Origin of the sequence: Richelia intracellularis HH01, from assembly GCF_000350105.1 — a bacterium.
GTDB classification, from domain to species: domain Bacteria; phylum Cyanobacteriota; class Cyanobacteriia; order Cyanobacteriales; family Nostocaceae; genus Richelia; species Richelia intracellularis.
In genome coordinates this window covers 18751-31549 of sequence record NZ_CAIY01000015.1, presented here as the reverse complement: position 1 = coordinate 31549, position 12799 = coordinate 18751, and the positions used below count along the sequence as shown (strand labels likewise).

Here is a 12799-nt window from a genome sequence, read left to right as displayed (position 1 = left end):
AGAATAAATTATAATAAGTTGCAATGATATACTTAGGCTTTAAATTCTTGTTTCCCATATATAATTCCACTTAAAAGTCTATATAATTAGTAGGCTGATTTATATTGCTATATTAATAAACTGATTAAAATACCTCCTTTACATTGCTGAAATCTTGGAACTACTTCTAATAAGGAATAACAATTTAAAGATGCTATCCAGTTTTTAAAGGCAGCATGAAGTATTTAATGCAATATATAATCTTATACTTGTTATATATTACTTTTTATAACATATAAGTTATTTTAGTAAGCTAATTAGCTTCTTATGAGAGAAAATTTATAATTAAAAGTATTTTAGATAATATATAAATGTATTTATGATAAAAAATATCCGTATATCTATTATAGTTAATAACTATAAAAAAATCCATTAGTAATTTTAATAAAAGCAGATAGCATATAAATAAATAAGTAGTTTACATATGATTAATGTAGACTTGTTCGAGTTAAGTCTGTTAAATAATTGCGATTTCTGATGAAGTAACATTAGTTTTCTAGATTTATTATTTTATTTCTTATGTTCAGAATCTAATTCTTAATATTTAGGGTATTTGATATAATCATCCATATCAAATACTTATAGATACAAGTATGCTAAAATAGATAGTTTATGTACTAACTTCAATAGAATTGCATGAGTGAAAATAGAAGATATAAAAAAAGGTCACAGTTGATAATAAACTACGACCCTCATTCATATTATTATCTCAGTACAGAAATTAAAAATTAGACGAGATATGGTTCTTGATTAGTCTTAATCGTGCAATTGGAACGTGGATAAGTAACACAAAGCAGAGCGAACCCTTTTTCCACTTGCTCATCATCTAAGAAGTTTTGATCAGATTGATCAATTTCGCCTTCAAGTACCTTAACAACACAACTAGAGCAACCACCAGAACGACAAGAAGAAGGTAAGTCTATTCCCAATTCTTCAGCTGCCTCTAATATGTTAGTGTCTTCATCTACCTCGATGGTGGTATCGAGGTCATCTTTTTTGTTAATGAGTCTTACTTGATAAGTTGTCATTGTTCCAATTCTCCTCAAGCTTAGATTTGGCTTAGATTAAGCTAATAGTTTTTAAATTGGTAAATGCATAATTGCACAGGTAACCTTTATAGAAACAGAATACCTAAGAAGAACCTTAATATTTCTCCTCTTTTTTATTTGCAGGGTGTACCTGGAGAATTGCAATTACTGGTTTTCAATGATTTACAAGAACCGCAAGTATTAATAGCATTAGGGTCAGTAAATTTAAAGCCGCTATTCATCACACCATCAACAAAATCAATCACTATTCCTTCTAGTAAGGGGATACTCTTAGAATCGATATAAAGTGTCACCTTACCTTGTTCAATCACCAAATCATCAGGGTGTGGTTTACTAGTGATATCCATAGCATACTCATAATCACTGCAACCACTATCTTTAACAGAGATGCGTATACCCTTAGTGTGGCTATTAGCATCAGTAGTAGAATTCGATAGAAATCCTTGCAGACAAAATTCTGCTTTTTCTGTCAAGGTAATAGTCATTCGACCTCCTGAATTTTGGTGATGATCAATAGTGATACCAATTGGAACAATCAATCATTCAGACATGTTGAATTTTGAAATGCTAATTTAGCAAATACTTAATAATCCAAAATCTGTCTTGAAAAGGTTTATGGATATAAATAATACCCACAAACTTTGTGCAAAATTCCAAATGGCATAGTTTAGTTATTTATGATGGTTGGCAACAAAACAAAAATAATTAGTCCATAACAGCAGCTTAACTGGGCTAATAATTATTGGGAATAGTTACTAGTTATTTCTTCCATAGTATTGGATTGGGTGTAGCGCCAGGGTGCACTATTGCCGCAAACAAGACAAGAACGATTACGTTGGGAATGGCGTTTGGCAAATTCCATTCTAGATAAATCCATAGTCAATAACTGAGATAATAAAGGTTGACTAAATCCGGTAATCAGCTTGATTGCTTCCATTGCTGTTAAACAAGCTAATGTTCCCGATACTGCACCCAGAACGGAAAAACCTTGTCGATCCCAATCAGGCTTTTCTGGAAATAGGCAAGATAAACAAGGAGTGACCCCTGGGATAATTGTAGTGAGATAAGCCTCCATACCATCCATTGCTGCCTCTACCATTGGCTTACGCCAGCGTACACAAGCCTCATTTAATAGGTTGCGCTCCTCAAAATTGTGGGCACAGTCTAAAGTCATATCTACCAACTGTACTAAGGAATTCACATTTTCAGGAGTGATATATTCATCAACTGCATCTATCTGGACATCAGGATTGATAGCTTCAAGAGTTTCCTTAGCCTTAAAAACTCTGGGTTTGCCTACCCAATCATCTGTCATCAGAATCTGGCGATTCATATCATCAAGTCGCAAATCGCCACCTCGTACTAGGATAAGCCGTCCAACACCTGCCACACATAGGTAAAGTGCTGCTGTACCTCCTAGCCCCCCTACACCAGTAACTAGAACCGTCGCTGACTTGAGCCGTCCTTGTGCTAGCTCTCCAAAATTAGGGAGCATCATTTGACGACGATAACGTTCTAACTCGGTAGGAGTTAGATTAACCACTTTTTACCTCCTAATCAGATGTTATTTCTGTCAGCATTACTACATTTTTTGGCTTATTATGAAACACCTTAAATAGCTTTTGTTCTTGAGGTGTTGATTCAACAAAAATTTGATATGCTTTGCCCAGAGCTTCACGATAATAGGTGAGTTTGCCTGAAAGATTTAAGTTAGAATGGTTTTCATCAATTTCTTCTAAGTATTGTGAAAATTTCTTCAATATATGTAGACGATTAACATTTACTATTTCTTGTTGGTAGGAGATTTTAAAGAAATCAAGATACTCTTCGGCATCCACAAGTTGTTTAAATTTATCTTCATCCCAAATCATTATTTTTGCTCCATCTGTTTTAGCTGCTGCTTCATCAAGTCCAACTGTTCATAAATTTCATATGTTGTTTGAGCAACTTGTATAAGAGTTTCATAACCAGTTGGTAAGCCTTCTGCTAAGTCATGCAGATCCATTTTTATTTGACCTGCTTTACTATTAAGCTTTCTAATATTTTTCCTTAGAGATTCAATATTTGTTTGCTCTGCCTGAGACATATTTCTCCTAATAACTCAAGTTTATAAGTTTAAGAATCAGATGTTAAAATTTAGTGTAAAAATAAGGATTTTTACAACATATTTAAAAACTCATGATATCTTTTAAAGTCTTCCCACTTCTGGAAAAAGCCTAGCTAAGTCAATACCTTTTTGAACCAAGTTTTCTCCCTCTTCTGTAATCTTTTCTAAAGATTCAAAACCAAATCTATGAGCATCTCGCAGAGATTTAACTACTAGTAATAAATGACCAGAAAATACTAATACCCAGCCGAAGCCCTCATGATTCAAATCTACTATCACTTGTGCTAGTAGACCGGTTTCATTCTCAATACAAGCTGCTACTGCCCGATAAAAGGTTATAATTCGCCCAATTGTGAGGGGATCTACTTCCCCTTCTACAGAAATTTCTCTTTTCTTTTTTTTACTTACTATATAGGGCCTTAAAATTAACCCATCAGACCAATTACGGTAGGTATTGTAAATATCCTGACTACGAATTTGTTGGACAATTACTTCAAGAAAATTGGAATCAACTACTTCATTCCTAACAGTATCATTGATATGATTGTTATCATTAGTCATGTGGTACTAACCTTCCAATTCGATTTCTGATAAGGTTCCTTGGTCTTTTTGTAGAACCTTGCGTAACCAGGGGGGAGGATTACCTTTGAGAGTTTGTGTTAGCTTATTTAATATATTAAGAATTTCATCATCATCTGATCTTGATTTCACAGGAGTAACCTTTTTTTTAATCAGACGAGCTGCAGCAATTCCACCAATTTGGGATACATAAACGATAGTACAATCACTTAATGCATCTATTTTTGAGTCCAATTTATTCTCATTGTTATGCTGTTCTGAATCATTTTGAAAGTTAAGAGTTTCTAAGAATTTATAACTTTCTGGAGAAACCTCATAAACATCAATTTCTTGTGCCCAACCAAAGTGGGCATTTATGTGGATATGGTCACTTGTTGTGAATGCTATTTTCATTGTTCTAATGATACAAAATAAATGTAGAGCTAACTGACAAAAGTCAATAGGAAAAATACTTTTAGAATTACAAATTACTGTTAAGGTATTGGACTTTGTTCTCCTCCGCAGCCAAAAATTTGTTACCAATATCAAATAACATTTGCATTGTACCTTTGTATCCAACTTTGGTAACTTGACCATTACCTAAACGATCAAAAATCGGAAACCCATGACGGTAGAGAGGAATATGTAACCGTTTAGCAATTGCATGAGTATGGGAATTGCCAATTAACAAGTCTGAGCCCTGTGCTAACTGTTCAAAGTCTTGATAGTCACCAATAGTAACTTTCTCTATTGGTAGCTGTTCTAGTAGAGGCGAATGAGTAGTAGTAACAGCAGCATGAATTTCTGCTCCCATAGATTGCAAAAAACTAATGGTAGACCAGAGTAAATCTGGTTCTAATGCTAGCGATATTCGCTTTCTACTAAAATAGAAATGACTATCTAGCATTGCATCTTGCAATTGTTGGCGATCACGATCATATATTTTTGGTACAGGGTTACCACTTATATCAGTCATGGCCATAATGAACTCATCTACTGTTTCTAACCCTGTAATTCCCCTAAATACCTCATGGGGAATGCCAAATTTTTCTGTCAACATTTCTGCCGCACCATGCATACTTTCACCTAATGCCAGGGTAAAAGCAGAACTACCCATACTTTGCAGCTGTTTTATTGTTGTACCACCAACAGTAATTGGACTCCAAGATTCCTCTAAATGTCCATCCATGGATAATGATAAGTCTGGAACACAAACAGGCACTATTCCAAAGCTAGAGCTAATCTCTTTAATATGTTCTACGTCTCCGGGAGTAAACGCTGGACCAAATAAAAAATTAACTTGTTGTGGTTTCGTTTCTCCAGCTTGTGGTAGCTCTCTTATTATACTTTCAATTGCAGCTGAATACCCATCTTGCAATGCACCTTTGAAATCTGGGGCAGAAACCAAAATAATTGGTAAACTATTAAGTCCCGGATATTTCTTGCGAAACTCCTTTATAATTCGTTGCATATCATCCCCACGAGTCTCTGTAAGACCTGTGGTACATAAGCCAATTATCTCCGGCTTGACCTTTTCCACTAGGGTAAGAATTGATTTTTCTACATTATCTTCACCACCTAAAATTGTTGTAACTTCTGTCATAGCTGTCGTGGACAGGGGAATTACTTCTCGGAAATGACGTACTAAAATCACTTTGGCAAAAGCTGTACAGCCCTGAGAACCATGCAGTAATGGCATTGTTCTCTTTAATCCTAAAAAGGCTAAGGTTGCTCCTAAAGCTTGGCTCTGTTTAAGAGGATTTACTACAACTGCTTTATTGGAAATGTTAACAATTGCCATATCTGAGAATAAATATTAAGAAGTAAGTTTTATGGAGTGATAAAACATAGAGAGTATTTTGAAACTAAGAGGATCTAAATTCTAGAGAATACATAATTTTAAGATATAAAAACTTTACTAACTAGTCTTCCTCTTTATTCTTCCCTATTTTTCTTTTACCTTCCATGGAGCAGATTTGCGAATCTGCTCCCACACTGGGCTATGAAGGGCTTCATCTAATTCTCTTGCCATCTCAATCATACCTACATAGCCTGCATAGCGGTGATGACGTTCCTGGTTAATATCCAAGAAGGGTATTCTGGCCTTAAGAGCAGTGTACTGGTTACGACCTCCAGCAATAAGCATATCTGCGTTAGTTTCCTTAATAATTCTCAGAATTTCCTCAGGATTACCTTTTTCTAAAGTGATACCATTTCCACCTAATAATTGCTGAATTCGGGCTTTATCTTCTTCTGTACTTTTCTTAGTGCTGGTGGCAGTCACCTCCATACCCAGGTCTTTTGCAGCAGAAACAATTGACCAGCTTTTTACACCACCAGTATAGACTACTACTCTTTTCCCTTTTAAGCGATCACGGTAAGGAGCTAATGCTACATCTAAGGCAGCAGTTTCTTCTGCAATCAACTTTTCTGTTCGCCACTGCAAGTTAATATTGCCCAATTTCTCGGCAGTATTACGCAAACATTGATTTACATCTTCCACACCATAAAAAGATCCTTCAATATAAGGGATATTATATTTTTCCTCCATTTTCCTGCCCATATTTATTAGGGCTTTGGAGCAAATCATAATATTCAGCTTTGCTCGGTGAGCACAAGCTACTTCTTGATAGCGAGCATCACCAGTGATTTTTGCCAACACTCGAATCCCTAATTTGTCAAATAGGGGGAGAATATTCCAAATTTCCCCAGCAATGTTATATTCACCAATCAAGTTAATATCATAAGAAGTAGTATATGCTGGTTCAGCAGTACCAACAACATGGTCTAATAATGCCTCCCCACCAATTCGGTTACCTAGATTTTTACTACCCACAAATCCTGCTGAATTTACTGGAATCACAGGTAACCCAGTTTTTTTTGCAGCTATCTTACAGATAGCATCAATATCATCACCAATCAAAGCTGTAACACAGGTTGCATAAACAAAAACAGCTTTTGGATTATATTTATCAGCTATTTCTAAAATAGCTTTATACAAACGCTTTTCCCCGCCGAAAATTATATCATTTTCTGTCAAATCAGTAGTGAAGCCCATTTTATATAATGAGGAACCAGAAGACAAACTACCACGACTACCCCAAGAATTTCCAGAACAGGCAATCGGACCATGGACTAAATGTGCTGCATCTGTAATTGGTACTAGGGCAATCATTGCTCCATCAAATGCACATCCTCCTTGAGCAGCACCTGGTTGAGCCTGTTGTCTACAGGATTTATTGTTTTTCTTTTGACTATGTTGATTATGTTCGCATCCTGATTCTGTAAGCAGCTGATTGATTTTGCCTTGGGTAGCTATCATGACTTATTTTGGGTGTATAACTGGTAAGTGTTAATTAAAAAATAGGAATGGGATGTTAGTAGAAAATGTAGGATTGGATGTATGATTCTAATTACAAAATAAAAACTTATAATTCTGAGTGTTTTGCTGATTTAAGTGGGTTAGTGATAAACAAGTTCGAACAATACTTGTAAGATATTCTCTGCTTTAATAATTAAGTCTTATTCTTTGGCTGAAATCTACTATTTGTAGTACTTCATAGTGAATATTTTATTTGCAGCTGGGTAGAAGTACTTCAGGCAAAAACTACGCTCCTAAGAACTAATATCTCGCTCAATTTATTTTTAAACAAGCAAATATTTTACAAAATACTGGGAACAAGAAAGATTCTTACTCATATCTGCTGAAAATTTCCTGTATCAACTCAATTGGCATATTTATTCATGTAAAGTGAATAAAGCCTAAGAAGTATTTTATCTAGATAATTTGACTTATAACAAATGTACCAACTAACATTGGAATAATAAGGGAAAGGCAAAATTAATTATTTTGCACTTATAATTATTACCTTTCCCTTATTATTCATTTGTAAGTTTTCAGATCAAAACAAACTTAACGAACTAAGTCGAAGGATATGTCAGTCTCACCAGCAATATTACTGACACGGTCCATTTCATCTAACAAGGTATTAACAACCCAATTCAGGAGGTTAATACCACCCTTGTAACCTATGGTAGAGTAGCGATGCAGGTGGTGACGGTCAAATAAGGGATAACCAATGCGAACCATAGGAATTTTAGTATCACGCCATAAGTACTTGCCGTAGGAATTACCAACAAAGAAATCTACCGGCTCGGTAAATAGCAAACTACGTAAGTGCCACAAGTCTTTCTTAAGCCAAATATTAGCACCCTTACCAAATGGACTAGCATTTAGCATCTCTTTCATTTGTTTTTCGAATGGGGCATCACCATTGTTACATAGAATGTGTACAGGTTCAGCACCTAACTCCAACAAAAAGCTAGTAACGCCATAAATTAAATCGGGATCGCCGTAGATTGCAAATTTCTTGCCATGAACCCATGCATATGAGTCAGTCATCGCATCAACTAGGCGTCCACGTTCGATTTCTAGCTCTTCAGGAATAGGCTTACCAGTTATTTCTGACAAAGTCATTAAGAATTCATCAGTACCCTTGACACCCCAAGGAGATAGAGTTTTGGTGGTTTGACCCCATTCTTTCCTAATGAAATCTTCGGTTTTAATAGTTGTGTATTTTTGCAAGAAAACTGTAGCTTCAGCGTTACAAGCATCAGCTGCATCTTCTAACTTGGTACCACCAGGGTACATATCAAACTTGCCATTGTTAGGAGAATCCAAATAGTCACTACTATCGGAGAGAATCGTGTAATCAATTCCCATCAAACCTAACATCCGTTTGATTTCACGGTTATTCTCGGTATAGGTGTCAAAACCAGGCACTACATTTAATTTACCATTGCTCTTGCTCTTCTTCTTCCCTTGATTTAAGTTACCAAGAATACTCTTCATCATGTTGTCATATCCGGTTATATGAGAACCAACAAAACTAGGAGTATGAGCAAAGGGAACTGGTATGCTTTGGGGAAGAGCACCGGCATTTTTAGCATTGGTAATAAAAGAACCTAAGTCATCACCAATAACCTCAGCCATACAAGTAGTACAAACAGCAATCATCTTAGGTTTGTAGAGTTCGTAAGTGTTCTGCAAACCATCAATCATATTCTGCAAACCACCAAATACCGCTGCGTCTTCAGTCATAGAAGAGGATACAGCAGAAAATGGCTCCTTGTAGTGGCGGCTGAGGTGGGTACGGAAATAAGATACACAACCCTGAGAACCTTGAACAAAAGGTAAAGTACCTTCAAAACCCACTGCAGCAAAGATAGCACCGACAGGTTGACAACCTTTAGCAGGGTTAATGGTTAAAGCTTCACGAGCAAAGTTTTTCTCTCGATATTCCCAGCTTTTTGTCCACTCAGAAACCCGTTTTACCTCTTCTTTAGAGTGTGCACCCTCAAATTGTTCGCGCTTATTTTTGAACAATTCGGTATATTCAGGCTGCTTAAATAGTTCAACGTGGTCTACAATTCTCTCTGGATTCTGAGGCATTGGTGTATCTCTCTAGTTTCTGGGTAAGTTGCTAATAGTAGTTATATAAAGATAGCCATGGGGATATCATCCCTGGAGAGAGTTGCGAGTGATGAATTGTGAATAATGGATGAAACCTCATCCAGTATCCAGCATTCAGCATTCACTATTCCTGCTTCATATACTGGAGTTTTTACCCCTAGCTATCTAAAATGGTGAATTATGCAGCTTTAGTTTCTACAGCCTTTTTCTTCCAAGGAGTAGCCACTAAGTCCCAAGTGGGGCTATTCAGTGCCATGTCCATATCACGAGCGAAGATAGCAAAACCATCATAACCATGATAGGGACCGGAATAATCCCAAGAGTGCATTTGGCGAAAAGGAAGGCCCATCTTCTGGAAGACATACTTTTCCTTAATACCAGAAGCAACTAAATCAGGCTTCTTCGCTTTAACAAATTCCTCAAATTCATAAGCAGTTACGTCATCATAGATGATGGTAGCGTTATCAATGTAGTGTGTAGTACGCTTGTAGTCGTCACCGTGGGCAAATTCGTAACCAGTACCCATAACTTTAATGCCTAAATCTTCAAAAGCGGGAACAACGTGACGAGGACGTAGACCGCCAACATAGAGCATTACAGAGTTACCTTCCAAACGAGGACGGTACTTCTTAACTACCTCATCCATGATGTGCTGATACTTAGCAATTACTTTCTCAGCGTTGTCTTTGATTTTCTGGTCGAAGCGAGCAGCAATTTCACGAAGAGATGCAGCTATTTTAGTTGGACCAAAGAAGTTGAATTCCATCCAAGGCATTCCGTATGCTTCTTCTAAACTACGGCAGATATAGTTCATAGAACGGTAGCAGTGGATCAAGGTTAACTTAGCAGCAGGACCTTGGATCAACTCGTTGAGAGTACCATCACCAGACCACTGGGCAACAACACGTAAGCCGATTTCTTCGAGCAATAGACGGCTAGACCAAGCATCACCACCAATGTTGTAGTCGCCAATCAATGCAACGTCGTATGGACTGGGTGAGAAGTCAAGGCTATTATTCTTCTTAGCTTCATCATATTTGGGGAATACCCAGTCACGGATAGCATCGTTGGCAATGTGGTGCCCTAAAGATTGAGATACACCACGAAAACCTTCACAACGCAAAGGAACTACAGGCTTACCTATCTTTTTGGAAGTTTTCTTTGCTACAGCTTCAATATCATCACCAATCAGACCGATGGGACACTCAGACTGAATAGAAACACCACGGTGAAGTGGGAAAAGTTCTTCTATTTCCTCAATAATTTTGACTAGTTTTTTATCACCACCAAATACAATATCTTTCTCTTGGAAGTCAGAGGTGAAGTGCATAGTACCGAAACTATCAACACCAGTTTCACCTACATAGTAGTTACGACGACCGGACCAAGACCAGTAACCACAACCTACAGGACCATGGCTGATATGAATCATGTCCTTAACAGGGCCCCAAACCACTCCCTTAGAACCTGCATAAGCACAGCCACGAGCAGTCATTACACCAGGAATAGATTTGACGTTAGACTTAACACCACAATCAGTCTTACCTTCTTGGTGAACATTGAGGTGCTTAGCACGCTTTTTACGAGATTTTTCTGGATATTTTTGAAGAACTTCTTCAACAAGCTTCTTATGTTCTTCTACAAGATTATTGTCAGGAGGTGTCATGATTATGCCCCTATAATACTGTTTAGGATTAGAAGTGAAATGATAGCGGGGAAATTTAAGGTAAGAAGAGGAAAAGAGAAAGATGAAGTTTAAAAACGGAGTTTATTGTATACTTCATCCTTTGCTCTTTCCTCGACCATTTTGACTTAACCTTAGCTAACCAATTAATTACTTAGCACCAGCTTCTGCAGGCTGACCGATATCCTTGTTTTTGGTATCATCGTCAAGAATACCGTATTCAATTAACAGAGCTTCTAAATCATCCATTTCCATGGGAGTGGGAATGGTTAGCTTTTCATTGTTGATGATTTTCTTAGCTAATGCTCGATATTCCTGAGATTGGTTACTGTCAGGAGCATATTCGTTAACGGTCATACGACGCAATTCAGCGTGTTGAACGATGTTGTCACGAGGTACGAAGTGGATCATTTGGGTATTGATGCGTTCAGCCAAGTTTTCGATCAATTCAGCTTCACGGTCAACTTTACGGCTATTACAAATCAAGCCACCTAAGCGCACACCACCGGAGTGAGCGTATTTCAAAATACCACGAGCAATGTTATTAGCAGCATACATTGCCATCATCTCACCAGAGGTAACAATGTAAATTTCTTGTGCTTTGCCTTCACGAATAGGCATAGCAAAACCACCGCATTTAGCTAATAGCCACTAAACATAAAATGGAACAGTTTCTTCTGTGCTTTAGTGTATTAATATTCCTGGTAGGAATAGAAAGTGAGCTGATTTCTCTAATGAGTTGTTTGGAGAGTGATAAGTTACAAAATCTAAGTGAAATTATTAACTTGAGAGGAGAGATATTAACCCATTAAAATCATAGCTATTCAAAAATCAGAGAAAACAAAAAACTATTGACTAAATATGGATAATTATAAGCATCAAATAACCATTTAACTAAGAGTAACTGATGTAGAGAATAACTCAATAAAAGTAGAAATACCTGAATAATCAATCTATCCGTAACATTCATTATTATCTCTGTATAACAATGAATGTTACTCTCAAAAGTGCTATAAGAGTAAATAAAGTAGTTAGTTTATGCAACCATCAAGATAGATTGTTTTAAATAATATTTTGTTCCAAATACAATCTAATATTATATATAGTATGAATTTTGTTTTTATAAATAAAAAAGGCAAAAATATTATTTTATAATAATCTTCTTAATATATATTTTTTGTATAAATATATAATCGTAGCAGTTACAAGCATTATTGATGTTTGTATTAAATTAATTGACTATATATTAAATTCAATATGTGTTGTTAAGTCATAGTTGGTGAAACTGAAAAGTTTTATTATAGAACCTAAAATTTTAAATATAAAGGTAATAGCTATATGTATCGACAAGAATTTATACTTGCAATTATTACATAAGATTAGAGTAAAAGAAGTTAATAGAGTGTAAGCCTTAAGCAAGACAAAATCGAGAAAAGTTGATGGCAATAATCTCAAAAGATACTAATAAATATAGTAGTAAGCCTATCTATTAATATTTCTAATAAAAACATGAGTTTTCTTAGCGCTAAAAAAATATGATAGCAATCTATTTTTTCATTAAAAGTCTACAATTATTTAATTAGTAAGATTAAGAATACAAAAAAATACTTGTGTCATATCCGATTATTACAATAGGGAAAGGAAACTGATAATTCTGATGGTAGTTTTATTATATTGTGGACTACAGATATTTCACTTGGTATCAGCTGAAAATAAGCTTTATTAACAGATAGGGTTATGAAATCATAATCTTATATCCTAATTTATTTCCCAGCAACTCCAATTAATTTATCATTTGGAGGAATGTAATAATTATTTGCCAATTTTAATTTGCCAATTTTACCCTACATAACTGCTTCCCCGTTGATATTAAAATCTTTTATAATTAT

At 35.9% G+C, this 12799-nt stretch carries 11 protein-coding genes and 1 pseudogene; all 12 read right to left on the bottom strand.

The genetic code is table 11. The features are described from left to right. Positions 1–767 precede the first annotated feature (767 nt). Positions 768–1067 (bottom strand): 2Fe-2S iron-sulfur cluster-binding protein, encoded by a 300-nt coding sequence (locus RINTHH_RS01440; protein WP_008231983.1) that lies wholly within the window; start codon positions 1065–1067, stop codon positions 768–770. 134 nt (positions 1068–1201) lie between these two features. Next, on the bottom strand, positions 1202–1573 hold the full coding sequence (locus RINTHH_RS01435; protein WP_008231982.1) for a HesB/IscA family protein: 372 nt from the start codon (positions 1571–1573) through the stop codon (positions 1202–1204). A gap of 254 nt (positions 1574–1827) precedes the next feature. Continuing rightward, a complete protein-coding gene (locus tag RINTHH_RS01430; protein ID WP_008231981.1) occupies positions 1828–2631 on the bottom strand; it encodes a HesA/MoeB/ThiF family protein in 804 nt (267 codons plus the stop codon). Positions 2632–2641: 10 nt separating this feature from the next. After that, on the bottom strand, positions 2642–2959 hold the full coding sequence (gene nifW / locus RINTHH_RS01425; protein ID WP_008231979.1) for a nitrogenase-stabilizing/protective protein NifW: 318 nt from the start codon (positions 2957–2959) through the stop codon (positions 2642–2644). Beyond that, positions 2959–3174, bottom strand: a complete 216-nt coding sequence (locus RINTHH_RS01420; protein ID WP_008231977.1) for a CCE_0567 family metalloprotein — start codon at positions 3172–3174, stop codon at positions 2959–2961. The genes nifW and RINTHH_RS01420 overlap by 1 nt, the downstream gene beginning before the upstream one ends. Positions 3175–3276: 102 nt before the next feature. Continuing rightward, positions 3277–3756: a NifX-associated nitrogen fixation protein gene (locus RINTHH_RS01415; RefSeq protein WP_008231975.1), complete on the bottom strand. Its 480-nt coding sequence runs from the start codon at positions 3754–3756 to the stop codon at positions 3277–3279. 6 nt (positions 3757–3762) lie between these two features. Beyond that, positions 3763–4167 carry a nitrogen fixation protein NifX gene (gene nifX / locus RINTHH_RS01410; RefSeq protein WP_008229950.1) on the bottom strand — a complete coding sequence of 135 codons (405 nt, stop codon included), beginning with the start codon at positions 4165–4167 and terminating at the stop codon, positions 3763–3765. 67 nt (positions 4168–4234) lie between these two features. After that, entirely contained in the window at positions 4235–5554 is a 1320-nt protein-coding gene (gene nifN / locus RINTHH_RS01405) for a nitrogenase iron-molybdenum cofactor biosynthesis protein NifN (RefSeq protein WP_008231974.1), read from the bottom strand. Positions 5555–5698: 144 nt separating this feature from the next. Next, positions 5699–7075, bottom strand: coding sequence for a nitrogenase iron-molybdenum cofactor biosynthesis protein NifE (nifE, locus tag RINTHH_RS01400; protein WP_008231972.1), 1377 nt, complete (start codon positions 7073–7075; stop codon positions 5699–5701). Positions 7076–7666: 591 nt separating this feature from the next. After that, positions 7667–9205: a nitrogenase molybdenum-iron protein subunit beta gene (nifK, locus tag RINTHH_RS01395; RefSeq protein WP_008231969.1), complete on the bottom strand. Its 1539-nt coding sequence runs from the start codon at positions 9203–9205 to the stop codon at positions 7667–7669. A gap of 199 nt (positions 9206–9404) precedes the next feature. Then, positions 9405–10892 (bottom strand): nitrogenase molybdenum-iron protein alpha chain, encoded by a 1488-nt coding sequence (gene nifD, locus RINTHH_RS01390; RefSeq protein WP_008231967.1) that lies wholly within the window; start codon positions 10890–10892, stop codon positions 9405–9407. Positions 10893–11060: 168 nt separating this feature from the next. Next, positions 11061–11546: pseudogene (gene nifH / locus RINTHH_RS01385) on the bottom strand (nitrogenase reductase); the annotation flags it as partial. Positions 11547–12799 lie beyond the last annotated feature (1253 nt).

What these genes read in the sequence shown, in the direction of transcription:
- RINTHH_RS01440 (WP_008231983.1), bottom strand. Translation starts at nt 1,067, where the DNA reads ATGACAACTTATCAAGTAAGACTCATTAACAAAAAAGATGACCTCGAT.
- RINTHH_RS01435 (WP_008231982.1), bottom strand. Translation starts at nt 1,573, where the DNA reads ATGACTATTACCTTGACAGAAAAAGCAGAATTTTGTCTGCAAGGATTT.
- nifW (WP_008231979.1), bottom strand. Translation starts at nt 2,959, where the DNA reads ATGATTTGGGATGAAGATAAATTTAAACAACTTGTGGATGCCGAAGAG.
- RINTHH_RS01420 (WP_008231977.1), bottom strand. Translation starts at nt 3,174, where the DNA reads ATGTCTCAGGCAGAGCAAACAAATATTGAATCTCTAAGGAAAAATATT.
- RINTHH_RS01415 (WP_008231975.1), bottom strand. Translation starts at nt 3,756, where the DNA reads ATGACTAATGATAACAATCATATCAATGATACTGTTAGGAATGAAGTA.
- nifX (WP_008229950.1), bottom strand. Translation starts at nt 4,167, where the DNA reads ATGAAAATAGCATTCACAACAAGTGACCATATCCACATAAATGCCCAC.
- nifN (WP_008231974.1), bottom strand. Translation starts at nt 5,554, where the DNA reads ATGGCAATTGTTAACATTTCCAATAAAGCAGTTGTAGTAAATCCTCTT.
- nifE (WP_008231972.1), bottom strand. Translation starts at nt 7,075, where the DNA reads ATGATAGCTACCCAAGGCAAAATCAATCAGCTGCTTACAGAATCAGGA.
- nifK (WP_008231969.1), bottom strand. Translation starts at nt 9,205, where the DNA reads ATGCCTCAGAATCCAGAGAGAATTGTAGACCACGTTGAACTATTTAAG.
- nifD (WP_008231967.1), bottom strand. Translation starts at nt 10,892, where the DNA reads ATGACACCTCCTGACAATAATCTTGTAGAAGAACATAAGAAGCTTGTT.